Annotated in this window: 26 protein-coding genes and 1 riboswitch; of the genes, 4 read left to right on the top strand and 22 right to left on the bottom strand. The window is 41.7% G+C overall.

Annotated elements, in window-relative coordinates; all coding sequences use genetic code 11:
• Window positions 1-25: 25 nt before the first annotated feature.
• The 4 genes from PQ511_RS09915 to PQ511_RS09900 form a co-directional block, all read right to left on the bottom strand.
• A complete protein-coding gene (locus PQ511_RS09915; RefSeq protein WP_273851723.1) occupies window positions 26-5536 on the bottom strand; it encodes an alpha amylase N-terminal ig-like domain-containing protein in 5511 nt (1836 codons plus the stop codon).
• A 171-nt stretch (window positions 5537-5707) separates the two neighbouring features.
• Window positions 5708-6094 (bottom strand): SMU1112c/YaeR family gloxylase I-like metalloprotein, encoded by a 387-nt coding sequence (gloA2, locus tag PQ511_RS09910; RefSeq protein ID WP_273851722.1) that lies wholly within the window; start codon window positions 6092-6094, stop codon window positions 5708-5710.
• A 70-nt stretch (window positions 6095-6164) separates the two neighbouring features.
• Window positions 6165-6932 (bottom strand): SDR family oxidoreductase, encoded by a 768-nt coding sequence (locus tag PQ511_RS09905; protein ID WP_273851721.1) that lies wholly within the window; start codon window positions 6930-6932, stop codon window positions 6165-6167.
• An 88-nt stretch (window positions 6933-7020) separates the two neighbouring features.
• Entirely contained in the window at window positions 7021-7314 is a 294-nt protein-coding gene (locus PQ511_RS09900; protein WP_273851720.1) for a hypothetical protein, read from the bottom strand.
• 230 nt (window positions 7315-7544) lie between these two features.
• Window positions 7545-7642, top strand: a riboswitch (cyclic di-GMP riboswitch).
• A gap of 22 nt (window positions 7643-7664) precedes the next feature.
• Between PQ511_RS09900 and PQ511_RS09895 the strand changes: the two genes are divergently transcribed.
• Together PQ511_RS09895 and PQ511_RS09890 are read left to right on the top strand one after the other, a co-directional pair.
• Entirely contained in the window at window positions 7665-7784 is a 120-nt protein-coding gene (locus PQ511_RS09895; protein WP_273851719.1) for an anti-repressor SinI family protein, read from the top strand.
• A 111-nt stretch (window positions 7785-7895) separates the two neighbouring features.
• A complete protein-coding gene (locus PQ511_RS09890; RefSeq protein WP_273851718.1) occupies window positions 7896-8231 on the top strand; it encodes a helix-turn-helix domain-containing protein in 336 nt (111 codons plus the stop codon).
• Window positions 8232-8269: 38 nt separating this feature from the next.
• Here the strand turns inward: PQ511_RS09890 and PQ511_RS09885 are convergent, their stop codons facing one another.
• The 3 genes from PQ511_RS09885 to PQ511_RS09875 are packed head-to-tail and all read right to left on the bottom strand — an operon-like array spanning window position 8270 to window position 8984.
• Window positions 8270-8575, bottom strand: a complete 306-nt coding sequence (locus PQ511_RS09885) for a DUF5658 family protein (protein ID WP_273851717.1) — start codon at window positions 8573-8575, stop codon at window positions 8270-8272.
• Between the two features lie 10 nt (window positions 8576-8585).
• Complete coding sequence (locus PQ511_RS09880; protein ID WP_273851716.1) at window positions 8586-8849, bottom strand: hypothetical protein; 264 nt, start codon at window positions 8847-8849, stop codon at window positions 8586-8588.
• 12 nt (window positions 8850-8861) lie between these two features.
• Window positions 8862-8984: an anti-repressor SinI family protein gene (locus tag PQ511_RS09875; protein WP_224590779.1), complete on the bottom strand. Its 123-nt coding sequence runs from the start codon at window positions 8982-8984 to the stop codon at window positions 8862-8864.
• Between the two features lie 306 nt (window positions 8985-9290).
• On the opposite strand from PQ511_RS09875, the gene PQ511_RS09870 reads away from it, so the two are divergent.
• Window positions 9291-9626, top strand: a complete 336-nt coding sequence (locus tag PQ511_RS09870) for a helix-turn-helix domain-containing protein (protein ID WP_273851715.1) — start codon at window positions 9291-9293, stop codon at window positions 9624-9626.
• Window positions 9627-9664: 38 nt separating this feature from the next.
• Here the strand turns inward: PQ511_RS09870 and PQ511_RS09865 are convergent, their stop codons facing one another.
• From PQ511_RS09865 to spoIIQ, 8 genes are all read right to left on the bottom strand, one after another.
• On the bottom strand, window positions 9665-9841 hold the full coding sequence (locus PQ511_RS09865; protein WP_273851714.1) for a hypothetical protein: 177 nt from the start codon (window positions 9839-9841) through the stop codon (window positions 9665-9667).
• A 231-nt stretch (window positions 9842-10072) separates the two neighbouring features.
• Window positions 10073-10495, bottom strand: coding sequence for a 3-hydroxyacyl-ACP dehydratase FabZ (fabZ, locus tag PQ511_RS09860; RefSeq protein WP_273851713.1), 423 nt, complete (start codon window positions 10493-10495; stop codon window positions 10073-10075).
• 18 nt (window positions 10496-10513) lie between these two features.
• Window positions 10514-10798: a DNA-directed RNA polymerase subunit beta gene (locus tag PQ511_RS09855; protein ID WP_273851712.1), complete on the bottom strand. Its 285-nt coding sequence runs from the start codon at window positions 10796-10798 to the stop codon at window positions 10514-10516.
• 36 nt (window positions 10799-10834) lie between these two features.
• Window positions 10835-11836 (bottom strand): rod shape-determining protein, encoded by a 1002-nt coding sequence (locus PQ511_RS09850; RefSeq protein WP_098445362.1) that lies wholly within the window; start codon window positions 11834-11836, stop codon window positions 10835-10837.
• A 139-nt stretch (window positions 11837-11975) separates the two neighbouring features.
• On the bottom strand, window positions 11976-12248 hold the full coding sequence (gene spoIIID, locus PQ511_RS09845) for a sporulation transcriptional regulator SpoIIID (RefSeq protein ID WP_048311390.1): 273 nt from the start codon (window positions 12246-12248) through the stop codon (window positions 11976-11978).
• A gap of 334 nt (window positions 12249-12582) precedes the next feature.
• Window positions 12583-14244, bottom strand: a complete 1662-nt coding sequence (locus PQ511_RS09840) for a sodium:solute symporter family protein (RefSeq protein ID WP_273851711.1) — start codon at window positions 14242-14244, stop codon at window positions 12583-12585.
• Window positions 14245-14256: 12 nt separating this feature from the next.
• Window positions 14257-14556: a DUF4212 domain-containing protein gene (locus PQ511_RS09835; protein ID WP_273851710.1), complete on the bottom strand. Its 300-nt coding sequence runs from the start codon at window positions 14554-14556 to the stop codon at window positions 14257-14259.
• A 447-nt stretch (window positions 14557-15003) separates the two neighbouring features.
• Window positions 15004-15915: a stage II sporulation protein SpoIIQ gene (gene spoIIQ / locus PQ511_RS09830; RefSeq protein ID WP_273851709.1), complete on the bottom strand. Its 912-nt coding sequence runs from the start codon at window positions 15913-15915 to the stop codon at window positions 15004-15006.
• 326 nt (window positions 15916-16241) lie between these two features.
• Between spoIIQ and PQ511_RS09825 the strand changes: the two genes are divergently transcribed.
• Window positions 16242-17732 (top strand): glycosyltransferase, encoded by a 1491-nt coding sequence (locus PQ511_RS09825; RefSeq protein ID WP_273851708.1) that lies wholly within the window; start codon window positions 16242-16244, stop codon window positions 17730-17732.
• Window positions 17733-17838: 106 nt separating this feature from the next.
• On the opposite strand, the gene spoIID is transcribed toward PQ511_RS09825, so the two are convergent.
• The 7 genes from spoIID to nuoL all read right to left on the bottom strand — a co-directional run bounded on the left by spoIID (window position 17839) and on the right by nuoL (window position 26802).
• Window positions 17839-18846, bottom strand: a complete 1008-nt coding sequence (spoIID, locus tag PQ511_RS09820) for a stage II sporulation protein D (RefSeq protein WP_273851707.1) — start codon at window positions 18844-18846, stop codon at window positions 17839-17841.
• 177 nt (window positions 18847-19023) lie between these two features.
• Window positions 19024-20352 carry a UDP-N-acetylglucosamine 1-carboxyvinyltransferase gene (gene murA / locus PQ511_RS09815; RefSeq protein ID WP_273851706.1) on the bottom strand — a complete coding sequence of 443 codons (1329 nt, stop codon included), beginning with the start codon at window positions 20350-20352 and terminating at the stop codon, window positions 19024-19026.
• Window positions 20353-20381: 29 nt separating this feature from the next.
• Window positions 20382-21128: a YwmB family TATA-box binding protein gene (locus PQ511_RS09810; protein WP_273851705.1), complete on the bottom strand. Its 747-nt coding sequence runs from the start codon at window positions 21126-21128 to the stop codon at window positions 20382-20384.
• 374 nt (window positions 21129-21502) lie between these two features.
• On the bottom strand, window positions 21503-21736 hold the full coding sequence (locus PQ511_RS09805; RefSeq protein WP_098445370.1) for a DUF1146 family protein: 234 nt from the start codon (window positions 21734-21736) through the stop codon (window positions 21503-21505).
• Between the two features lie 204 nt (window positions 21737-21940).
• Window positions 21941-23467, bottom strand: a complete 1527-nt coding sequence (gene nuoN / locus PQ511_RS09800; RefSeq protein WP_273851704.1) for an NADH-quinone oxidoreductase subunit NuoN — start codon at window positions 23465-23467, stop codon at window positions 21941-21943.
• Window positions 23468-23470: 3 nt separating this feature from the next.
• A complete protein-coding gene (locus PQ511_RS09795; protein WP_273851703.1) occupies window positions 23471-24964 on the bottom strand; it encodes a complex I subunit 4 family protein in 1494 nt (497 codons plus the stop codon).
• Window positions 24964-26802: an NADH-quinone oxidoreductase subunit L gene (gene nuoL / locus PQ511_RS09790; RefSeq protein WP_273851702.1), complete on the bottom strand. Its 1839-nt coding sequence runs from the start codon at window positions 26800-26802 to the stop codon at window positions 24964-24966. The genes PQ511_RS09795 and nuoL overlap by 1 nt, the downstream gene beginning before the upstream one ends.
• Window positions 26803-26805 lie beyond the last annotated feature (3 nt).

Raw genomic sequence — 26805 nt, 5'->3', positions numbered from 1 at the left:
AGGCACGAGCCTGACCCCCACATTATTACTTCATCCCCTCTACAACCTTCTCACTAACAGCACTTTCGCCACCAAGGATCGTAAACGTATCTGCTTTTAACGCTTTCAATGCTTCCGATGTTTCAGCAGGTAGTTCATCCGGTTTAACAAGAAGCATCGCCGCATCTTGCTTCGCCGCAAGAACGGCTCCTGTTAAGGCATCAGCGAAATCCATGCCTGTTGCCACAAAGACGTGCTTGGATGGATTCAATTCCGTAGCGATCGATGCCGCCGTTCCAAAACGATTTTCACCCGCATAGCGCTTAGCATCTGGTAACTCCCCCATTACCTTCTTGCTAATGACGGCCTCACCACCAGCGACAATCGTGTGATCAACGCTACGAAGCGCAACTTTGGTTGCTTTTGGAACTTCATTCTGTTTTGTAAATAAAATAGGGTAACCATTTTCTGCTGCATAGGATGCGGCGGAAAGAGCATCCGGGAAGTTCATTCCATCTGCAACAATGGCTTTATCAGGGTTCCCACCAAGGCTTGCCTGAATATTAGCCGCAGTTTCAAAACGGTCGTCTCCATAGATACGTTTTACTTTCAGATCAAGACCTTCTAACTGATAAGCAATAAACTTCGGTACGGCTGATTTTCCGCCAAGAATGATTGCTTTCTTTGCACCAAGACGCTTAATTTCGTTGATAACTGATTTCTCCAGCCCTTTTTCACGTGTTAACAGAATTGGTGCATCTACTTTATACGCGAGAGGTGCTCCCGCTAGAGCATCCGCAAAGTTATCTCCTCTTGCAATTACGACAGTATCCGCAGTTTCCCAACCTTCTTTTGAAATCTCAACCGCTGTCGCATAACGATTGTCTCCAAACAACCTCACAGGCTCCTTCGCTTCCGCTTCTCCAGCCTTAGACGTTACGCTCCACGTATAGCTCTTCGTGTTCTTTCCAATCGCGCCACCATCGTTCTTAAAGATTTCGGATTTGTTTTCTTCTGATGGTTCGATCGTAATCGGTATTTCATTTTCACCATTTTCTAGCTTTACTTCATGAGTGAATGTCATATCATCATTCACAGGCACTTTTTCACCATTAATTGTTAGGTTTCCTTCTTTAATGGCATTTCCTTTAAACGTAACCGTGTCACCATCTACAATGCTTCCATTTTCAGGAGAATTGACGACCACTGGCATGTCGATCCAACGAAGGATTTCATCTTGAACGACCATTTTATTGCTGCCCTGGTTTGTGACCGTTACTTTCAGATCCGTGCCTTCCGCTCCGTAACCATAATAACTCACATCATCGTCTGACTTATCGTTACGCGTGTGATCGGCAAGACCTTCTTGATCCCATGATTCTCCTTTTACATATTTGTACGTTAAAATGGTTCCTTCTGGGAACGACTTTTGAATCTCCCAATCTGGAGATACCGCTCCATTACGAGACATTTCCCACGCACTCGTACTCCAGCCATTTTGATCGCCTGGCATTGTTACTTTTGCACTAAGCGGTGTATCCTCTGGGGCGTGCACTTTAAACGTTACGTCGACCATCACGATATCTGGTGTTACCTTTACCTCATTGGAAGCAGTTTGGTTTCCAGCTTGATCATACGCCACGATGCGATACGTATACGTCTTTCCGTTCTCTACAGCGAAATCAGTATAGGTGATGGCCTCGGCATCATCCATTAACTCAAGCGTTTCACCATTCCGCTCAACGGCTAAAAGGTACGCACCATCAGCAGCTTCAAGCTTCCAGTTTAACGTTACCTGACCAGATTCTTTTAGTGGCTCATCCAGTTGCACCGCATTTGCAGGAGCCTTCGTATCATCCTGATTTTGAGTAAATGTTACTTCTTCCGTGTTCGTTGTTTTCCAAGTCACCCCACGATCCGTTGAAAAAGCAAGTCGATACGCATACGTCCCTTTTTCAATCGGACGGAAATTCGCTTTGAACTTATTAAACGCCCCATCTTGGCCTGTGTATGTGGCCTTCGACTCGTGCCACTCGCCGTCACCACGTTTCACTTGAAGCTTGCCAATTAACCCTTCTGCAAGTCCTGATTCCGTAGCTCCATCGATTTTCACACCTGCTTCAATATCAAAGGTATTTGCCAGATCAAGCACTTGGTCTTCGATGGCAGTGACAGAAGAAATGTCATATTTTCCATCTTTCCATTCAATGTGTGGAATGGTCGCTTCAGTCGTTTCTACCTTCACTGATTCATTTCCATCTTCATCAAGCGCCGTTACGGCAAAGAAGTAAGACTGCCCGTTTGTTAATCCATCGACCGTTACTTCTTTCTGATCGGTTACGGTCACTTCTTCATACATCGCTCCTTGAAGGGTTGAGCGATACACTTTGTATTTCGCCGCATCGCCTGTCCATGAAAGGGTAGCATTTCCCTCTCCGGCAGTGGCTTTTAAGTCAGTCGCTGCTTTCGGAAGGTCAAAATTCTGTCCTTGATCCGCGACAAGCATACGACCCGTCATCGCAGGAAGTGTGACAGAAACCTTGCCATCCTTCACGGTTACGCTGTAATCCTTCATAAGACCATCCGTAAACGAAATCTTATTTTTCACAACGTCTTTTACTTCGAGCTCGATCGTTTGCGCTTTATTGCCGCGGTTCACTGCAATAATAGCTGCATCGTCTTTACTCGTTCGCGCAAATGCATAAACATCGCCATCAGCCTGTAGCGTTGTAAGCTTTCCATAAGCTAAAAGATCAGCATGCTCCGTACGAACTGCACCTGTTGTTTGATAATGCTTCACTAAGTCTGCATTTTCTTTACCCCACGGATAGGTGCGGCGATCATCGGGATCCTTTGAACCCGTTACGCCAGCTTCATCACCATAGTAAATGGTTGGAGCACCTGGGTAACCCATTTGAAGCACGGCAGCTAACTTTAGGCGCTGCACGCCAAGCTCATGATCATATTTCGGATCAAATTCTGCTCGCTCATACGTATCTGTGCCGCCCCCAAGGACGTAAATCGCACGCGGCGTATCGTGGGACCCCATTAAATTCATAAGCGCATGAAACGCCTCATCCGGATAATCTTCCTGTACCGCCATTAGCTTTTCGTCTGCACTCGCTGCATTCCCGTTCTTCAAGAAATCGAGAATCGCTCCTTCAAATCGATAGTTCATCACCGAATCATATTGATCGCCGAGGAAGTACTTCGAGGCATCATCCCAAATTTCGCCCAGAATCAATGGCTCTTCTCCTTCTTTCAACGTCGCTCCGGCACCGGCCATGTCTTCAGACTTTAATTCTTCACGGAATTCACGCCAGAATTCCATATCCACTTCATTCGCCACATCAAGGCGCCAGCCGGACGCACCGTTTGTTAACCATGACTTAGAGGCGGAGTCTTTGTCATACATAATGTAATCGGCGAATTTTTCATTATTTAACTCGCTATCATAATCAACGGCATCGCCTTCAATGCTTTTGATTTCAGGAAGGGAATCGTAACCCCACCAAGCCTGGTAATCATACCGTTCCTTTCCGTTTTCATCCGTGACTTTTTCATTTTTGATGTTAAACCAATTGTGGAATCCATACTCATCGTTAAACGTTTGTCCTTCATTCTCAAGCTGTTTACGCGCTTCTACTTTCGCATCTTCTTCACTCATGCCTTTTTCATTCATGAGGTCATAAATGCGAGACCAGTATTCATAAGCGCCAACCACCTCATATTTTCCGTAGCGGTCAAAATAGATGGAGTCATCACCAACGTGATTAAATACCCCGTCCATAATGAGATGCATGTTCCGTTTTTCCAATTCATCTGTAAATGCTTTAAATTGTTCCGGCGTTCCAAACATTGGATCAATCGTTTTCCAATCTGTTGCGTCGTATTTGTGATTTGACGCTGCTTTCGCGATTGGATTTAAATAAAGCGTGTTAACCCCAAGAGATTGAATGTAATCCAGCTTCTTCTGAATTCCTTCAATGTCACCGCCAAAAAAGTCGTTACTCCATATTCCATCTCCGTTATAATCTCCACTTTCTGCAAGCCTCGGGTTATCCGGAAGCTCTCCCCATTCCTGATGCTCAATTGGTTCCGGACCTCGCGCCGTTTCCTTCGCATCGTCATTGTCTTTGTTTCCATTGTTAAATCGGTCCGGGAAAATTTGATACACGACAGCTTCTTTCATCCAGTCTGGCGTTTTATATCCTGGATCAAAGACTGTTAGTTGATAGAGCTCTGCATTAGCATCAACTGCTTTACCAGCTGCCCCCTGTTTCGTATCTTCTCCGTATTCCGCCTTAGCAGAACCATCGCGGACGATAAATTTATAGCCATAAAGTCCTTTTTCTTCTGACGTTACTTTTGCTTCCCAGTAATCTTTCCCTTCAGAAGTAGCCGCCTTTTCCATTGAAACCACTTTGCTAGTCCCTGTATTTTGATTCTTCATATAAAGATCGGCTTTCGTCAAATCATCTTTCTTCGCTGCTAGACGTAACGTAACCTTCTTCCCTACTGGCACAGCCCCGAACGGTGCACGATAAGCTTCTTCCCATGAATTATGTAGAAGACTTGTCTTAGAAACCGCCCCATCTGATCCAGCTGCACTGTAATCTGTGCTTACTTCTTTCGTCTTTGTGTTAAAAAAGAACGTAATGTCCGCTTTTTCAATCACATTGAGCTTGGCATTGTCTGCGGGATAATCTTCTCCCCATTGACTCCCAAGCACAACTTTATATTCATAGTTTCCTTTTGGCACGCTGGTCGAAAAGGAATACACGTTATCAAAATTATCATCCGTGAAAAGCGCCGTTGACTGATCTGGACTCCACTCTTCACCAGCATTAATAGCAGGCTGGATGGAACCAACAAGGCGTGGCTGCTTTTCACTAGGCGTATATGTTGTTGAATTTGCAATGGCATGAGTCTCATCGTGATAATAAAACGTCACTTTTGTTTTCTCAGAAAGCGTTAGTTTAAGGTTATTCCCACCGTCACCATAGCTCTCTCCCCAAGACTGGTTGATCGCTACTTTATATTCATAGGTCCCAGCTGGAAGTTCACCAGAGAATTCATAAAAGCCATCTCCTTTTGCTTCCATCACCGTTTCTGCTGCTGCAGGGTCCCAATCCTTCGATGCACCAAGCTCGTCCTGTAAATCTCCTACTAATGTAACGATGCGGTCATCTGACACTTTACCAATGGTAAACGTACTGTTATCGCTGCCATTTGGATTCAAAGGATCTTTCATCCATTCATCCCCCACGATAAATTTGTACTGATGAAGGCCATCGGTTAAGTCATCTACCGTTACCTTCCAGACGCCATCTACCTTCTCCAGCGGGAGCGCTCCTTCCTGCCAATTTGTAAAATCACCGGCAACGAGGACAGATTCTTCGCTTCCGTCTCCTTCAAAAATAAATGTCGCGGACGATCCGTCTATAACAGGACTCGTTGCAGCTTTCACAGCTACCGGAATGACCCCAGCAAGCAGTTGAAGCACAAGAACAAGAACAAGTGACAGTGAAAGTCTTCTTCGATTACCCCTTTTCATCCTTTTCCCCCTTATACGAAATGCGAAAACGTTTGCACAAACTTATAAAAGGAAGGAAACCGTTTGTATTTCCAAAAAAAATAAGCCAACTCCCCCAAATCAAGCAAACGCTTTCACGATCTATTTTGCCACAGGATTTGGAAGGAATCAACTTATTTTTAGAATATTTCTTCATTTCTCATATAATTCAATCGGTAAACCATCTGGATCTGCGAAAAATGTAAATCGCTTCTTTGTTAGGTCATCCACTCTGATTTCTTCCAGTGAGGAAATCCCCTTTTTTGTTAACTGCTGAACAGCTTCCTCTAGATCTGTTACTTCAAAAGCAACATGTCTTAATCCTCTCGCTTCGGGATAACTTGGTCTTTCAGGCGCATTAGGAAATGAAAACAGTTCAATTTGAGTATGTTCCCCTACGGCTAAATCAAGTTTATATGAATCTCGGTCTTTCCGATACGTTTCTTCAATGATCGGTAAACCTAGCGTATTCGTATAAAATTTCTTGGATCGTTCGTAATCTGAACAAATAATCGCCACATGATGCACTTTTGTAAACATTTTCTTCACCTCACCGTAAACGTTAATCCTGCCAGTAGTCTGAGTCAATTAAAAATCCTTCTTTTCCTGCTTACAACAAGGACTCTGCGCCATCGACATACATAGCTGTTCCTGTAACATGACTTGAAGCATCAGAAGCTAGAAAATAAACGACATCAGCTACTTTTTCCGGGGAGCCAGGCTTTTGTTCTAGAGGATGACTTCCTTCTGGATATTGGACTGGAATTTCAATGTCTTCTACACTTTCTTTCTTATCGGTATTTTGATCGATATTTGTTTCAATTGCTCCAGGACAAATGGCGTTTACGCGAATGCGATATTGCGCAAGTTCAAGCGCAGCCATTTTCATAAAAGCAACTTGTCCTGCTTTAGACGTGCTATAGGCCGACATCCCGAAATTTGAGAACGTGCGGTTCCCATTAATGGAGCTTGTAATAATCATGCTACCACCGTTTTCCTTCATATAAGGGATGGCGTGCTTTACCATTAAAAACGTGCTGCGCAAATTCGTTTCAATCGTTTGATCCCATTCGTCTACTTTCATCTCTTCAATTGGATTAAGCGTTCCATTGATCCCGGCATTGTTAAACAAAATATCAATGCGTCCCCATTTCTCCATCACTTTTTCCAAACCATATGTAACTCTCTCCTCATCGGACACATCCACATCTACGACGAATGCTTCCCCTCCATCATTGTTAATTGCGTCCTGAACCTTTTCCGCTCGACTTTCTTTAAGGTCAAATAAACAAACGCGAATTCCTTCCTTCGCAAAACGCTTTGCTGCTGCCTCTCCAATACCTGAGCCTCCACCTGTTACGATCGCTACTTTTTGCATCTTCTCAACCTCCTTTTTCTTGCTTATTCCCGCTCACTCGTTTTTTTAGACCATTTTTCCAAAATAAAAAGAGACCCTCTAAGGCCTCTTACTGCTGATTTTCTGTTTCATCATTCGGCTGTTTTTCCATGTCGTCCATATCGCCTTCTTCCATGTTTCCATCTTCATCTGGATCACCTTCTTGCTTTCCGTCTTTATTCATCGTATCATCATCTTCTTGATCAATTGTTCCATCATCTTCATTTACATTTTCTTCATCATTTGGCTTATCTTCCTGCATTTCTGGATCTTCAACCGGTCCTTCTTCTTCGTTTGCATCAGAGCACGCTGTCAGGTTAAAAGCAAGTAAGCAGGTAAAAATGGATAGCATCCACTTTTTCAAATTCATTCCTCCTCAAAAGTATTTCTAATGCTATCTTTTCCATCATTTTGAAAAATATGTAGCTAATCCTTTTAATAGAAATGGGAAAGGATACAGCTTCCCACGTTTACCTACAAAAAAAGCTATAATAAATTGTTATTTTTTTCAAAATTCTACACCTTTCGTAGGTTTAATGTCCTATGATGAAAGTAGTTACTATCGTTATGACTCGTTAATCGTACAGCGTATCCTCCAGAAAAGGGCAACCATTTTTGAAAAAGAGTGGGCGCAAAGTAAACAGATCTAAGGAAGATTTCTGCAGAACTTCTATGATGGCTGTACTACCTGGAAAGATTTGAAGGAGGAGTTATATGGGCGTACATACTGAGGAAAAGCTTGATGACGAATGGGTGAAGTTAATAAAGGAAGCGAAGGAACTTGGTATCTCGATCACCGAGATTCAGTCTTTTCTTCGTCATCAAAGTAACTGACGCAGAAGCGGCATATGATGATATGCCGCTTTTGTTCTATTTACGGAACAAAAACATACTGGTATAATTAATAATAACAATGAATTTTGTCGAAGCATCGGAGGGATAAACGTGATCGGAGAAGAAGTAAAAAAATATCGTTTACGTAAAGGGTTATCACTTTCAGAGTTAGCAGAACGTGCCAATGTCGCAAAGTCATATTTAAGTTCTATCGAGCGCAATATACAATCAAATCCCTCTATTCAATTCTTAGATAAAATATCGAATGTTTTGGATGTTTCAGTCGAAGTACTGTTACAAGGGGATGACCCAATTCATCAAAGTGAATTAGATTCTGAATGGAAAAAGTTAGTGAAGGAAGCCATGGAATCTGGCGTAAGTAAAGATCAATTCAAGGAATTTCTTGAATTTAATAAATGGCGAGCAAAGCAAGGATCAAATCAATAAAACTTCAAGCAGGGGCCCACTATTTGTTAGGCTCATATTTAGTTTGTTAACAAGTGCATTACCCAATACCCGTGCAAACACAAAATTAATGAATAAACGACAGAAGCCACAATTAATAACCACCGTATGAAAACGGATTTTAACTGTTTCAGCTTAAGCAGCAATCCACATAATAAGAGAGATAATCCAATTTTATACATCAAGAATACGAGTGGACTTGCTTGAATAAAAGCCTCCATGATTGGATTCACTTCTCCAATCCAGCTATTCTTGATCCCCCAATACGTTATATAACCATCAAGTAGGTTAACGATTGCGAGATAAATGATAAAATACTTTATCATTTTTTTCCCTTTACTCATAAGGTTGAGAGATGGTTTGATTTTTTATGATGTGACTCAGTTCCTCATACATCTTTTGTTCATCTGCCATCAGGCCTTTTATATCCTGTTCTTTATATTCAAGGCTATGAATTTTCTCGATAATAAAAGAAAGCTCACATTTACCTTTGTATTCATCATTAATATAAAGCTTAGCAATTTGATCATCGATCGCCATCACTTTTATTCTTTTCCCTAAAATATAGGATACAAAAGTTCCCTCACCTAACTTGATCACCATCATTCCTCCTTACTTTTTTGAGGAATTGATTAAAAATCGCTTCACTTCCTCCTTAGATAAACCGATATTTTTTGCGATTGACATAAGGGTCACCCATTCTTGATCCAATTTTTCGTCAGTATACGTTCTCATTCCCCATCCCCCTTATCAAATTCAGCAATAACCGACACGTATAAAGAACGTTTTGTTCTTTATTTAGAATGTACATCTAATATAGTCTTATTTTGGAAGTTTAAAAAGAGTGAAAATTCTTTGTTTTAACTGAAAATTCCTATTAAATCTTGTATTTACTAATATTTTCTCTTTCAATCTTAACTTTTCATAAATTTGCTCTAACATCTAGTTCCTATAATCCACGACTATTGTTCTGTTTACAGAACAATATGTTCTTGATAAAATTAAGTTAATAAAAAATAATGATAAAGTCGAGGTAAAGGGATGATCGGTGAAAAAATTAAACTTTATCGGAATCGCATGGGGTTATCTTTAACAGAGTTAGCAAAGCGAGCAGGCGTTGCGAAATCATATTTAAGTTCCATCGAACGAAATCAACAAGCGAATCCTTCTATTCAATTTCTCGAAAAAATTGCAGCGGAACTTAAAGTCCCCATTGAGGTATTTATACTGGAAGAAGATTATGAAGAACCTGTTCTTGATACAGAATGGAAAGAATTAATTGAAGAAGCTATGCGATCCGGCATTACGAAGGAAGACTTTGCGGATTATCTAGAATTTAAAAAGTGGCAGATGCACAACGGAAAAAGTGGAGAATAATAGAAACTCCTGTCCAGGTAGGACAGGAGAGTACGTTCTTATTCAGCAGAGTTTTCGGAGTTTTCGTTAGATGCAGGTTCTTCGGTGTTATTTCCATTGTTCATCGAATTATTGCCGTTCTCTGAATCATTATCACCGCCGTTGTTACACGCTGTAATTAACATAACAGCTACTAACGAAGTTGCAATTTTGAGCATGAATTTCTTGTTATTCATTTCCAAAATTCCTCCCTGAACTCGATAAGTTTTACCGCTAATGAACGGTTGAGTTCATCATATCAGGGCGAAAAGGCAAATTGTTGAAATTTACATAGTCTCTATGTTGGTTTTACATTGCTACTGATTGGTTAACATTAAATTAATATTTTTATAAGTGCACGATGTCATACTCTATATGTAACAGGCAAAATCCCCATTCCTAGGTTCAGGAATGGGGATGAACTCGTCCTATTTCAACGCAAACATAATTTCAGCTTCAGCAGCAACTTCACCTTCAACAGTAGCTGTAGCTTTTCCTTTGCCGATCGGTCCTTTAATGCGAATAATCTCCACTTCAAGACGAAGCTGATCTCCTGGCTTTACTTGTCTTTTGAAACGACATTTATCGATTCCAGTAAAGAAAGCCAGCTTACCTTGATTTTCTTCTTTCTTTAACATCGCCACAGCACCTACTTGAGCAAGTGCTTCGACAATGAGAACGCCTGGCATAACCGGATAGTCCGGGAAATGTCCATTAAAAAATTCTTCATTCGCCGTTACGTTCTTAATACCGACCGCTCGTACTTCTTCTTCGACTTCAAGAATACGATCAACAAGAAGGAAAGGGTAGCGATGCGGGATAATCTTCTTAATTTCTTGACTATCTAACATATCTCATTCTCCTAACGGTTACTCTTCTTTTTTTACAATATCACTTATCTTCACCCATGTGCTCTTCTTAAACACGTCTCCAGGGCTTCCGTCACCAATTACCCCATAACCGATCATGGCACCTGCGAGTAGTGAAGCCATGAGCAACAGGGCAACGAGAACAAGGCGTAGCCAAACCGGAATTAACCGAACCTTTGGCTTACGCTCTTTCTCGTCGTGATTTTTATTCGTTTGTTCGACCTCTTTCTTAAGAATGACTTTTTCTTCGGAGGCCTGGTTCACCTTTTCATGGTTGTTCGCCATTATGATTACACCCTTACGAATAGTTTCCGTTCTAATTTAGATTAATTTTTTCTTTGCTATCTTGTCAATATGTTCAAGCATCAGACCTGTTCCTTTTGCCACGCAGCTCATCGGTTCTTCCGCTACAAGGACTGGAACCATAAGTTCTTCAGCAAATAGCTGATCGATGCCGTGAAGCAATGCGCCTCCACCTGTCATAATCACACCGCGGTCAATGATGTCTGCTGAAAGTTCTGGAGGAGTTCGTTCAAGAACGCTTTTTGCCGCCATCACCATGTGCGAGATCGGCTCTTGGAGCGCCTGCTGAATTTCATCGGACTTCACTGTGATCGTTCGTGGTAGTCCAGACACCATGTCTCGTCCACGAATATCAAGTTCTTCATTCCGGCCGCCTGGAAATACCGTTGCTACGTTAATCTTAATTTGTTCTGCTGTCCGCTCCCCAATTAGAAGCTTATACGTTTTCTTGATGTAATCCAGGATTTCGTAATCGAACTTGTCCCCTGCCATTTTAATGGAAGAGGCGGTGACAATATCGCCCATTGAAAGCACTGCGATATCTGTCGTTCCACCGCCAATGTCCACCACCATATTACCGCTTGGCTGAAAAATATCCATGCCAGCGCCAATTGCAGCTACTTTTGGTTCTTCTTCAAGAAAAATTTGTTTCCCACCGCTTTTTTCAGCAGCTTCTTTAATCGCTTTCTTCTCAACAGATGTGATGTTCGTAGGCGTACAAATTAAAATACGCGGCTTAGATAGAAAGCTTTTTACATTAATTTTGTTCAAAAAATGTCTTAGCATCACTTCTGTAATATCGAAGTCTGCGATCACGCCGTCCTTCAGTGGACGCGTTGCAACGATGTTTCCAGGAGTCCGGCCAACCATTTGCCTTGCTTCTTCACCAACAGCAAGCGCTCTTCCAGTTCCAGTGTCTAGTGCTACAACAGACGGTTCATCCAAAACGATGCCTCGCCCTTTCACATAAATCAGTACGTTCGCGGTACCTAAATCAATCCCAATATCACGTGAAAACATGACGTATCCTCCCTGTATTCTAACACTCATCTATAGTTTCAGTCCTAGTATGTTTAAACTACGTATCCATTAGTATATTGTACCATAAATTAAGAAACAGGAAGAAAGTATTTAGAAAAAATTGTCGTTTTTAGGCGTATTATTTGACAGCTTCTTCTTTTTCCGTGTCCTTTCTATATTTTATTCTCGTCGCTTCGCCGCCGCGGAGATGGCGTATCGATTTATGATACTCGAGAATCCCCTTCACCTCATTGGCGAGGTCCGGATTAATTTCAGGAAGTCGTTCTGTTAAATCCTTGTGAACGGTACTTTTAGAAACGCCAAATTCCTTTGCGATCACCCTCACCGTTTTCTTAGTCTCCACGATGTAGTTTCCAATCTTGATGGTTCGCTCTTTGATGTAATCGTGCACACCACTCGCCTCCCTAAATTGGATGTGAGAGATGCGAAATGAGACTGATAAAGTGATCATGCTACGAAGCTCTAGTCATCAGGTGACCTACATGATGTCAGGAGTATTGCATGCAAGAATACTTCGAAGCCTTACCACAACTTCTCACCTCTGCCCCTCATTTACTAAGTTTTGTAACATTTTATTAAGGCAAAGGTGGTTATATTCCAAAAAGTCAAGAGGGACAAGGGATTTTATTTAAATATTCTTTCAAATTGATCTTATTCGCCTTTTGTATGTGAGCATACATGAAAAAAGAACCCCCTATTTTAATGGAGAATAGGAGGTTCTTCAATCAAATCACACGGTCATCTTTCCATACTTCTCCATCTTTGAAAGTAAGCTGTTCAGGATATCTAAGATCCATTACCTCATCCTGAAGCTTCTGTGAAGGTGGTTTTGTACTCAATGACACGATCACATTCGTTAAAATGGCAGAAGTAGCACCGAAAATACCTGCTCCCGTATCAATGATGCCTAAAATCGTAAAGCCACCGTATTTTGCTAGGAAAATATACGTTAAGGTAACCAATAATCCTACGATCATCCCTGCAATGACACCTGGCGCGTTCGCTCTCTTCCACCATACCCCAAGGATAAGTGCTGGAAAGAACGTTCCTGAGGCAAGCGCAAAAGCCCATGCTACAATTTGCGTGATAACACCCGGTGGATTTAGCGCAACGACTCCGGCAACAATCGTCGCAATCAGAATCGACCAGCGCGCAACAGACATCCGCTTTCGCTCCGTTGCTCTAGGATTAATAATGCGATAGTAGATATCGTGAGAAAAAGAAGAAGATATGGCAATCAGTAGCCCACCAGCCGTGGAGAGCGCCGCTGCCATCGCTCCTGCTGCGACGAGACCTATAACAAATACTCCTAAATCAGCAATTTCAGGTGTGGCCATCACGACTATATCATTACTAATCGCAATCTCTTTCCATTGGAGAATGCCATCTCCACTCGTATCCGCCATCGTTAGAAGTCCGGTGTTCACCCATTTATCCGTCCAGGCAGGTAAAGAATCGATCGGACTACCTGCTACTTGCTTCATCAAGATAAAACGTGAAAATGCCGCGTAAGCAGGAGCAGATAAATAGAGGAGACCAATAAATAGAAGTGCCCAGGCGCCGCTCCAGCGTGCTGCTTTCATCGTTGATACTGTGTAAAAGCGAACAATGACGTGAGGGAGTCCAGCAGTTCCAGCCATTAAGCTAAACATCAGAGCGATGAATTGCCACTTTGAAGCGGATTCGAATGGCGCAAAATACTCAGAAATTCCAAGTTCACGATCGAGTTCACCGAGTTCTGATACGACATTGCCATAGCTTAGCCACGGGATCGGGTTATTCGTAATTTGAAGTGACATGAAAATAACCGGAATTAAATAAGCCAGAATTAAAATAATATATTGCGCCACCTGTGTCCACGTAATCCCTTTCATCCCGCCAAATGTGGCATAGATAGCAATAATGACGACCCCAATCATCACACCAATTTTGGCATCGACTTCAAACAGCCTTCCGATCACTACCCCCGATCCTGCTAACTGACCAATGGAATAGGTAAAGCTAATGATAATGGTCGCAATCGCCGCAATGACTAAAGCCGTTTTACTCTGAAAGCGATCTCCAATGAATTCTGGAACCGTATAGCGACCGTATTTCCTAAGTTGAGGAGCAAGCAGAAAAGTTAAGAGCAAATAGCCGCCTGTCCACCCCATAATGTATGCCAGTCCATCATATCCAAGGACCATAACTGTTCCAGCAAGACCAATGAATGAAGCGGCGCTCATCCAGTCCGCTCCAATCGCCATCCCGTTGTAAATCGCAGGTACCCCTCGACCCGCTACGAAGAACTCGGAGGTTTGACGCGCGCGATTAAAGACGGCAATCCCAATGTATAGCCCAAATGATGCCACAATAAGCAAAAGTGACACTAGAAATTGTGTATCCATCCCTTATCCCCCTTATGATTGTAAGGTTTGTCCTTTCGTTGCTTTCACTCGTTTTTCAACTAACCCATACTTTTGATCAATCCTGTCCGATATGTAAGCGTTAACAAACAATAAAATGATGAAGACAACAATTGAACCCTGTGCACCCATGAAGTAATGAAGGGGAAATCCATTTAACGTATATTGTGCCAACGCTTCAGCGAACAGAACCATTCCAAAAGACACAACAAACCAGAAAAGAAGTAAGATGGCAATTAACCTTACTCTCGCATGAAAGTAGGCATCGGCGATTTTTTTATCAATCTTCTTCATGATGGAACCTCCTGTCTATTTTAAGTTGAAAATAAGTTCGACCGTTTCGACAAAACCAAGTGGGACTCTAGCAATTTCAATGATCAAGTAGATTCCCATTAGCGCTATTGGCAATAGTAAATACACGCCTTTTCTTTTTCTGATTGTAAAGATTAAACTGACGATTGCAGCAGCTAACAGCACGTATAAAATAAGTAGCCTCTCCCTCCCATTTAAGTTATCTGAATTTTACGAAATACATCTCTCATTATGTTTCTACTATAAAAAGAAGTCAATGAGACATTACTACCAGTAATTGTATATAGCGATATGACAATAGACCTGTGTCTCCGACAGATAAAAGCGAATCTTTCCGTTCCTTGAGGAATGATAGCGCTATTTCCCGGGAAAAATCGAATTTTGTTTGTTTTCACTGCACACAAAAAAGCCCCCACTAGGGGAGCTTTGTTATTGTGAATCCTTTGTATCTGATTTTTGATCGTCCGATTTCTGCTCGTTGCTTTTTTGCTCGTCGGATTGATCCTCGTCTGCACTATTCGCATCTTTTTCGGCGTCTTTCTCAGCATCCATTTCGGATTCTGTACCGTTATCCTGGTTCTCGACATCAGTACCTTCTGAGGCAGATGGGTTTGAAACTTCGTCGCTTGTCTGCGCCTTTTCAGGAGCTTCTACAGCTGAAGACGGTTGATTAAACACATCAAGTGGGTTAACCGGCATGTCATCTTTGCGGACTTCAAAATGTACGTGAACACCAGCATCTGTATCAAATGCGTTTGTACCAGCTGTACCTAGCTTCTCACCTTGCTTCACAGTATCGCCTTGTTCTACATTAAGAGCTTCAAGAGATTCGTAAACAGTCACAACACCATCGTTATGCTCTAAGTGAACAACATTTCCAAGTAATTGATCGTTTGTAGCTTTCACAACTTTACCACTCATTGCAGCTTTCACATCAAAACTTGCGCCATCTTCTTTAGCATAGTCGATTCCTGCATTTTGGTAGTAGGTATTATTATAGAAAACAAGGGCTGCTTGTTGTTCTTCCGTGCTAGCTGAAGTGTCATAGAATTGTTTCTGCACAAATACACCACTATCTTCGGATGCAGGTACTTTAAAGACTTCTGAATCACCTAGAACTGGAACAGACTCGTCATTTGTGTCAAAGGCACTTCTTTCTTCATCAATACCAGTTAAATCTTTTGCATTGTCTTGTCCGCCTTGCATCCATAATACGGCTGCAAGAACAATTGCTGCAAAACCAAGATAGACTGCTGGATAAATCCAACGTTTTCTTGCTAGCTTCTGCCATTTAGAAGCGCTTTTTTCAACAGGATGAGATCGTTGTTTTTCGTCTCCCATTTGTTCATCACCTCAGCAACATTGTGGTCAGGTTGCGAGATTTATATACCTATTCCGAAAAAAAGTTCTATTTATTTTTCGACAAAAGCGTTTCTTTTATGCATGATTTTTATAAAACCTCATTTATTTACGTGTAGTTGGCTTCGATAAAGAATGATGCATTAGTATGAATTTAGACTTATCAACTTTGTTTTTCTGTGATTTACAAAAATGTAAATATACGTAAGAGTTTTTTGTTGAACATAGGGTACATAGACTATAAGATTAAAATTGAAGCTAATCTGTTTTGTTTTCATAACTATGATTAGTAAAGGAGAACCAACAATATGCACTATGTGATTACATCCACTCTGCCCGAACAATATGGTGGGCGAACAAAATCATTATTAGACCGTACAAATAAGCTAGTCGAGAAAGCTGGTATGGACTACACCCTTATTACCACTAACTATAACCCCTATTATGGTGAAATCTATGACCAATATTACGAACAAGAAAAAGTTCCTTCTACTGTTAAGTTCATCAATATTTACGATTTCATATCTGGACGTACTTACAAAGGATCTAAAATTAACCACACTGTAGAGGAAACAGACCTCATTTCACATGAGGTTAAAAAGAATAAAGTTTATCGTTATTTTGAAAATGGTGAATATGTGCTTTATAAAAACTTTGATACGAAGGATGGATCTTTAAAGATTGTTGATCATATAGATTCATACAACCGTATTCGCTTATGTAGAAAAGAATTCAACGCGTTGGGCCAATGTCATCGGAAAACGAATTACAAACAAGGAACAACAAATAAACTTGAGGAAATTTTTTATGATGAATTTGAAAATGCCTACATGAATAAGACTTATGATGGGTCTAAGGAAAATAAGCTGATTCGACTTCATCTTTTTACAGAGAACGGAATTCTAGAATTTAAAACTGAGAAAGATTTCTTCCGTTATGCTTTTGAATTAATAATTGAGGATAACTCTACAATTATTAATGATGCAAGACTATTGGACAAACCAATGATTGAAATGGAAGGTTCGAATCTTACGAAAATATCTATTCTGCACAGTTCTCATTTAAATAGTAATGATCTACATGATGTGAAATCTTCATACAAATACTTAATTGATCACATAGAAGATATCGATTATCTTGTCACATTGACTCATGACCAGAAAAAAGATCTTCTCCAATTAAGTTCGCATGAGGAAAAAGTTATCGTTATTCCTCACTCCATTGAAGCTTCCAACCTAAATAATACTACCGAAAAAGAAAACAAATTTGTTTATATTGGACGTTTAGCAGAGAGTAAACAAATTGACCATCTTATCGAAGCTTACCATTTAAGAAAATCGGAATTAGCTAGTATCAGCTTTGAGATCTATGGAGTGGGACCAGATAAGGATAGGCTTCAAAAAATGATAGAAGACTATCATTTAGAAGAAGATATTTTTCTTAAAGGATTAACGGATGCTCCAGAGAAAATATTTGCAAGCGCAAAAGCATCATTTTTACCAAGTCAATTCGAAGGACTTCCACTCGCTATTATGGAAAGTTTAAACAATGGTTGTCCTGTTGTCGCTTACGATATTAGGTATGGACCCAATGACATGATTAATCATGGAAAAAATGGCTTAATTGTTGAAAAAGATAATATCTCCGCTCTTTCAACTGCCATGGTTCATGTCCTTGATCTAAAACCTTCATCTGTTTATTTGGATAAAGAATATAGAGAAGAGGCCTTTATTAAAAATTGGTCTAAACTATTGAAAGTTCAGGGAAAATCTCGATTTAAAATCCCATTTTTTCAATAGCTTTGAGAACACAACTAACACCACCATTAAAATGGTGGTGTCCTTTTTTTCGCTTGTTTTCTTGGAACAATTCATGCACTAAAACTCTACGTTCTGAGAACTTTATTTACTTTTGTGCGGTCAATTTATTTATATAGGAATCTAATTCACTGATTGCTACATCTTTATAATAGTATTTTACTATTTCCGAGTACTTTTTCCCTTCTTCTGCCATTCCATTAGCCCCATATTGACTCATTCCTACTCCATGTCCAAACCCTTTTGTCGTAATATCAATGTTGTCACCATCTCGTTTCCAGCTAAAGTCAGAAGACCTCAAACCTAACAGATCTCTTATTTCGCGTCCCGAATATGTCTTGCCATTGATTGATACTTCTGCCACTCTTTTACCTTCGGTGAGTGTTTTAATAGATCCAATCGAACCGTCATCCGGAAGAGAAACGCCTAGCTTTTTTTCGAATTCATCCACAGTAAATGAGGTGCTATCTTGATACTTAGGGGAATCTACATCCCATGGACTTTTAACACTTCTTAAATAAGGAGCGGCATTCTCCCAGTAGTCCTCAGAATTTTCAGTATACCCATTACTCGTTGAAAAAAAGGATGCATAGATTGGATTTCCCTCATACGTTAATATTTGCCCTGCAGTATCTTTAACAGCTTCTTCAATCCTGGCATATTTCTTATCAAAATCTTTGCCCCATAATTTTTTTAGCTGATTTTTATCTTTATACACTTGGTCCTGAACTGTATCGGTTACTACAGCTCCAGACGGGAGGTCTCCAGGTGGACTCGTCAGTTTTGCAATGACAAATGTCCTTGCTGTTAAAGCTTGTGCCTTTAATGCTTCAATATTAAACTCAGAAGGCATTTCAGCAGCTACCACACCAATAACATAATCTTCAATAGGAATATCCATAGTTTCCGATTGTTGAGAGCGAAAAACGGGAACAGATACACTTTTTACTTGCGGCTTCGTCTTCTTCTCCACCTTCTCCTCTTTATTAACCGTTACCGTCTCAGTTTGAGAGTCACCGTAAGGGATGACTAGAATAGATGGAAGAAGGATTAGAATCATTGCAAACAGAATCAATGAGCCAACAATTCGCCTCATTCACATGCCTCCTTCTCAATTGCTTACCCCTATCATCGTATGGAATTGGACAACCATTTAGAACAAAATTGAAGATTAGGCACGGAGTATCTTTACCATATATATGTAAAAAACATCGCTGAATAGCCAGTTTTTGCGCATAAAAAAAAAGAGGCCATGGCCTCCTTTTTATTAGCATTATGCGAATTTTGGTTTCATGTTTACAGCTTGCTCATCAGTTGCTTCTGTTGCAGGCTTTGCCGTTTCATCAACGGTTACACGTTCAACGTCAGCTCCAAGGCTTGCAAGTTTACCGGAGAAGTTAACGTAACCGCGATCCAAGTGCTTCAACTCATCAACACGGGTGTAACCATCAGCTACAAGTCCTGCAAGGATTAAAGCAGCTCCAGCACGCAAATCAGTTGCCGAAACTTCTGCACCTTGAAGGGTAGAAGGTCCTTCAATAATAGCCGCGCGTCCTTCAATCTTGATGTTCCCGTTCATGCGACGGAATTCTTCCACGTGCATGAAGCGATTTTCAAAGACTGTTTCTGTAATTACACTTGTACCCTTCGCTTGAAGTAGCAAGGCCATCATCTGGGATTGCATATCCGTCGGGAATCCAGGGTGAGGCATTGTTTTCAAGTCAACTGGCTTCAATGTTTCAGGTCCAATAATGCGAAGTCCCTGACCTTCTTCTGTAATCTCTACGCCCATTTCTTCCATCTTCGCAATCAATGGACGAAGATGTTCTGAAACAGCATTTTCAATTAATACGTTACCACCTGTAATTGCAGCAGCTACCATGAATGTTCCTGCTTCAATACGGTCTGGGATAACAGCGTGCTCTGCTCCAACAAGCTTCTCCACGCCTTCAATGCGAATCGTACCAGTACCTGCACCGCGTACTTTCGCACCCATTGCATTGAGGTAGTTCGCAAGACAAACGATTTCAGGTTCTTGAGCAACGTTTTCCATTACCGTTGTACCTTCTGCAAGTACAGCTGCCATCATAATGTTTTCCGTGGCGCCTACACTTGGGAAATCAAGATAAATCTTTGCCCCTTGAAGTCTTCCTTTAATACCAGCTTCAATAAAACCATTACCAATAGTGACTTCTGCACCCATTGCTTCAAAGCCTTTAAGGTGCTGATCAATTGGTCTTGAACCAATTGCGCAACCACCAGGTAATGCTATACGAGCATGACCCACACGGGCCAAAAGTGGTCCCATTACAAGAAACGAAGCTCGCATTTTACGTACTGCTTCAAATGGTGCTTCTGTTTCCAAAGGTTTTGTTGCGTCTACTTTGATTGTGTTACCTTCTATTTGCGTCTCAACATTAAGATAGCTTAATACTTCACTAATCGTGTGTACATCTGAAAGGGCAGGCACATCATTTAACGTGCTCGTGCCTTCACCTGCTAAAATAGATGCTGTGATGACGGGCAAGACTGCATTTTTAGCTCCTTCAACTTTCACAGAGCCAGACAATCTCCTGCCACCTCGGACGATGATTTTTTCCAACGTATTCCCCTCCGCGTCCTATTTGTATATTAATATTCAGTCGTAATTATTGGTGTGCCAATTGTAGCGGTTATTCCGCCGCCTATTCCTGTATTCCGTAATGCTATTTGTATGTTCATTCTTTGGTTGTTCGTTACGAGATCTGCTTCCCACTCTTCATGGTATGCGGAAAGAGATACAAACGTCTCTTCATTGATTTCTTCTACTTTTGAAGCGGAAAAAGCTCCTAACAGCTTGTCTGCTTCATTGTACAAAACAATGTCCATTGTATCATTTTTCTCACCCACAAAACAAGAGAAAACTGGAGCTTCTTGCGTAACTAATTGTGACTTTTGCGCCTTAAATTGTTCGTACGTTGTTCGCCATTCCTCCTGAAAAAACCCTTTAATTTCCATGTTATAAATAAGATAAGAGCTCATACGATTTGCTTCTGGATAAGACACGAGTGTCAGCGTTTCTTTTGTACCCAACTTTGAATCGATTCTTGTCCCACTTACTTTTACATTACCGTCGCTTCTTTCCAAATTACCCCATTGAAAACCAGGTGCTCTTTTGGAAAGCTCTGACATAATACTTTTGTACCCTAACGACTTCGGAATGAAACTCACTTTTTCTCGAGTGTAAAGAGACCATTTTTGTATAGAATAATCGTGGGACAGTAAAACATTCGCCATCTCTGCAGTCTTTACTTCCGTTTCATCTTCAATTGAGACTGATGTACCATTCGAAAAGCTCGCTAGAAGTAAAATGGATAGTACTCCGATTAGAAGCCTCATCTTTACCCTCTCCCCGTTCTGGTCTTCTTATCTTTCAGTGTGACCATGGGAGGAGAAGGCATACATGGAAGTTGTAGTCAGATCCCGACAAATTCCGTACGACGCTCCTATATGTGAGTTGTTTTTAAGCTTTTCTAGCTCCAACGCCCAGTCCCTCGATCGCTTCACCTTTTAGACCGAACACAAAGAACGTGTTCATTCTAAAAGGCTCCAGCGCTTTTCGGGACTAAGCGGGGGTTTACGCTTTTCATTGTCTAGCTGCTGCGCCCAGCCTCTCGAGTCGCTTCACCTTTTAGATTGAACACAAAGACCATGTTCATTCTAAAAGGTTCCAGCGCTTGTCGAGGCTTAACGGGCGCATACGCTTTTCGTTTTTAAAAGAAATATTGTAGACGGAGTGACCAGTTGTAGTAATCTAGGAAGAAACTGCTTGCGAGGGAACCGATGCTTAGGGTTAGCAAGATCATGAGGACTTTTGCCTGTGGACTGTTCGGTTTTTTGAAAAAAACATCGAACCGAACGGTTTGTAACGCCCACCAGGTTATCATAATGAAAACCAGGTTGATTACAATCGTTAAAATCGATTGTTGCGCCAGTGCTTCTGTCATCTTATCTCCCCCCTATCTGCAAATGCACCATTCAACAAACATACTTTTTTCCATCTAATAGCCTATTATAAAAGATTTCAACTCAATTGAATATCCTACTTTACCACTAATCATCGGTTTTTTCCGCTTAAAATAAGGCAGTTTCGTCATATTCTTCCTTATCCATTTCATTTCACTAAAAAAACAGCAGACGACTCTGCTGTTTCACGGATTGAAAATTTCCAAGAATTGAAAATGATCATGAATAAAGGTTAGCGCTATAGAAGGAAAAATCCCAAGGAGAACGGTTCCGGCAGCGGTTATGGTTAGCACAGCGACGAGCCTATTTGAAGCTAACACCGGCGTTTTGACTTCCGCTTTTCGGAAATACATTTGAACGAACAATCCAAAGTAATAAATGTATGAGAGAACCGTTCCTGCCAACATCGTGAGCGCCAAAATGAACCGTTTTGGCTCTGTTCCGAGTGCACTCATGAAAATTTCAAATTTCCCGATAAATCCCGCTGTGAGCGGAATGCCAGCGAGCGACAAAAGATAGATCGTCATGGCAATTGTGACGTAAGGTGAGCGTTTAAATAAACCTGCAAATGATGCGACGGTTACTTCATTATTCTCTTCGCCTAATGCGTCAATCACCGCAAAAGCCCCTAGATTCATTAACAAATAAGCAGCGAGATAAAACCATACGGCATCAAAAACGAGCTCTGATAACGCGGCTAATGGGACGAGAAGATAGCCTGCGTGCGCAATACTTGAATAAGCGAACAGTCTTTTTGCATTTACCTGTTTTAACGCAATAAGGTTGCCAATTAGAATCGTTAGAACGGCGAGTAACACCAGATAGGGGCGAACCGAGACAAGCAGCGTTTCATAGCTTACCCCATCAGGCGTAATCACTTTTCCAGTACCGGGGGCAAACACAAATGGTACCATGATGAGCCTTAGCATGATCGCAAAACCAGCTATTTTAGACACTACACTAAGATAAGCTGTGATCGGTGTTTCGGCTCCTTGGTAAACGTCCGGTGCCCACATATGAAAAGGAGCAGCCGTGATTTTAAAAGCAAGACCAACAAAAATCATGAGAAAGGCAAACACGGCGATGTACCGATTCTCTGTCACAATGTCGCTTCCCATTAATGCTTGAATTTCATAAATATTTGTTTCACCAGTGAGACCAAATAAGTAACTCATCCCAAACAATGTAATCGCAGTGGCAATTCCACCATTTACGATATATTTGAAGGCGGCTTCATTCGCTAACTTATTCTTTTTTCGAATGCCGACAAGAATATAAGAAGAAAGACTAAGCAGCTCTAATCCAACGAAAAGCGTAATCAAATCTGCACTCGAGGCCATCATCATTCCGCCAAGAAGACCTGTTAAGAGAAGATAGGGATATTCTCCTTTTACCTCATCAAGGTCATTTGTTTTTATACCTAGCAGTAATACGAGTCCCGTCCCAATGAGCATAAGCAGCTTAAATGCTTTTGCGAAAGAGTCGAGTCGATACGTTTGATTTAATATCGTTACCACGCCATCGTCAAATTGAAAAATGAGAAAGACGATGGCCACGGCGATGCCTGACAGGGCAAACCAGATGATAACGGATCTATTTCTTTTCTTCGGCATAAACAAATCAACTAGTGAAAGCGCTACTGCCGTCAGCAAAATCGTAAACTCTGGCATCATGCTGCTCCATTGGTAGTCTAGTAATTGATTGATTTCCATATCTTAACCTCCGATCCCGAGTGTACGCGCCATTTGAAGTGTGTTGGATAACACTGCAGGATAGACACCAATCCAGATAATGAGACTGAGCAGAATAGCGGACGAAACAAGTTCAACGGCCGATAGATCTTTTTGCTTATCAAATTGAGGTTTTCTTTCTCCAAACGTCACTGCAAGCACGGCGCGCAGCATATATACTGCGGTTAGAATCAAGCCAATAACCCCCACACTTCCAATCACAGGCATCGCTTCAAACAAACCAAGAAACGCAAGAAATTCGCTAATAAATCCACTCATTCCAGGTAATCCGAGTGAAGCGAGTCCTGCTGCGAGAAAGAAACCTGCAAAAAGCGGTGTTTGACTCGCCACTCCTCCTAAGTCGGCCAATTTTGTTGTTTGGAAACGATCAACGATCACCCCAACAAGTAGGAAAAGTAGCGCTGCAATCAGTCCGTGTGAAATGGTTTGAAAGACAGCCCCTTGAAGACCTGCCGTATTAAATGATGCGACGCCAATGATCACAATGCCCATGTGTGAAATTGACGAGTATGCCAATACAGCCCTGAGCTCAGTTTGGACAAGAGCGATGAACGCGCCATAGAGTAAATTAATGACGCCGAGAATCGCGAGAATCACAGCCGTTTCCTTCAACTGTTCTGGGAAGAAACCAGCCCCGAAGCGAATAAGGCCATATGCTCCTATTTTCAATAAAACACCTGCATGAATCATCACAACTGCTATCGGAGCCTCAATATGAACGCGAACCATCCACGTGTGCAGCGGCACAATCGGGAGCTTCGTCCCGAATCCAAGGAGAAGAAGAAGAAAGAGCCACATTCTTGTATTGCCTGATAGAAATTCATAAGAAGCGGATTCCTGCAAAAGAGAAGTTAGTTCACTAATGTTCATCGTCCGAAACTCAACGAATAGCACAATGATGACAATTAAAAGCAAGATTGAGCCGATACCGTTATAGACGAGGAATGAAAAAGCTGCCTTTTCCCGCTCAAATCCTCCCCATTTTCCAATAAGTAAAAACATCGCAACAAGCGTAACTTCAAAAAATAAGAAAAACAGAAATAAGTTTTCACTAGAGAACACGCCTAGGATACCGAATTCAAGAAGTAAAAAGAGCATATAAAACCCTTTCACTCCCTCTTGAATGCGCAACGCAGCGAGTGAAGCAAGAAACGTAATGAGCGCTGATAACATTAAAAACAAGAGCGACAAACCGGTAATCCCAAGGTCGTAGGTGACTGGATAGGGCTCATTCGGACTAATTGCCGTCATGAGTTCGAACCATTGATAGCTCTCCATAAATTGAATACCAGAAAGCGTGCGATCATATAAGCTAAACACACCAATGGTTACTATTAGCGGTAGAACTGTACCAAAGACGCCAATCATCTTTACCGAAGAGTGGTTGGCAGGCATAAGGCTTAGCACGATAACGCCAAGTAGTGGGGAAAGTATTAATATAGTTAATATGCCACCCATTAGAAATACCCCCCTATTACCGCAATAAGCAGGAGCACAACGACTAGACCGGAGAACGCCACTGTCCCGTACGTTTGCACCTGGCCGGACTGAATGTCTGATCCCGCTCTCGCCATTCGTTTCACAAGTCCTATAAGTGCCTGCGCGCCTCCCTCGATAATGAAACGATCAAAGTACATCCAGAAGTATCCAATGACTCGCGTTCCTTTGACAATTGTTACTCGATAAAACTCATCGATGTAGTATTTATGAAATAAAAGGCGATGCACCGGATTCAACCGCTCGCCGTACCTCAGCTTTTTCGCATACATCCAGGCAAGCCCAATCCCCGCTAACGATAAAAGGATCGCGCTAATTGGAAGCCATATTGGTGCAGTAGGATGATCGACTGTGATGGGATATGGACTCGTCTCTAACCAGTCGCCAAGAAACGTTCCAAACCAGGCTGTTTGAATATAACCTCCTACGACGGAAAGCACCCCAAGAATGAACATTGGGATCAGCATGATACGTGAAGACTCCTTCGCTTTACTTGATTCATTGCCAGCAAATACAAGAAAGTAAAGGCGGAACATATAAAAGGCTGTGAGAAAAGCGGTCAGTAACGCCATTGTAAATAACACGTACCGTCCGTCGGCATAAGTAGAAGCAAGTATTTCATCTTTACTAAAAAATCCTGCTAAAAGTGGGAAGCCTGAAATTGACAAACAACCAATCAAACATAATGCTGCGGTAATCGGAAGCTGTTTCCTGAGACCTCCCATTTTAAAAATGTCTTGCTCATGAACCGCATGAATCACACTACCTGCCGCAAGAAACAGAAGCGCTTTAAAAAAGGCGTGAGTTGTTAAATGGAAAATGCCTGCTGTGTATCCTGCAGCCCCCAGGGCAAGCATCATATAACCAAGCTGACTAATCGTCGAGTAAGCGAGAATTCGTTTAATGTCTCGTTGCACGAGAGCGATGGTGGCAGCAAATATCGCAGTAAACCCTCCTGTGATGGCTACGGTCGTCATCGCTGTTTCAGAGCTTGAGAAGAGAGGATACATGACAGCAACAAGATAGACCCCAGCAGCCACCATCGTTGCCGCGTGAATTAATGCGGATACTGGCGTTGGTCCTTCCATCGCATCAGGAAGCCACGTATGCAGCGGGAACTGGCCCGACTTTCCGACAGCTCCAATAAAAATTAGGATCGCAATCAGCGTCACCATTGATGGAGTAATGTCACCGGCTAGCACTGACTCAAATATCACATCAAGCTCAAAGCTACCCGTTTGCCAAAACAGTAAGAAAATCGCAACAAGCAGACCAATGTCCCCTATCCTTGTGACGATAAACGCCTTTTTAGCCGCCGCTTTTGCCTCAGGCTTGTAGAAATAAAAGCCAACAAGTAAGAAGGAACAAACGCCTACAAGCTCCCAGAAAACATAAAGCTGCAGAAGATTTGGCGATAGAACAAGCCCTGTCATCGCAAAAGTGAAGAGACCAAGGTAGCCAAAAAACGTCGCAATGCGCTCATCATTCGCCATATACCCGATGGAATACATATGTACGAGAAAACTGACAAGCGTTACGATCACAAGCATTAGCGCATTGAGCGGATTTACCTCAACGCCCACTGTCAGAACGACCGAATCGATCGAGAACCAATTGGCTTCTACAAGCTGATTACCTTCGGCGAAGTTGCTGAAAAGCACAAGAAGGGCACAACCAAAGGCGGCTCCAGTAAATATGGTTCCAACAATCCCAGCTTTTCGATAGAGGTTCGGCCGGGTGAACAGAATGATAAGAAATGAGAGAAGCGGTAATATCGGGATGAGCCAGACAACGTCCACGTT

Source organism: Guptibacillus spartinae (assembly GCF_028610625.1).
GTDB lineage: Bacteria > Bacillota > Bacilli > Bacillales > Guptibacillaceae > Guptibacillus > Guptibacillus spartinae.
The sequence above is the reverse complement of the archived record's forward strand: the minus strand, read 5'-3'. Positions and strand labels throughout refer to the sequence as shown.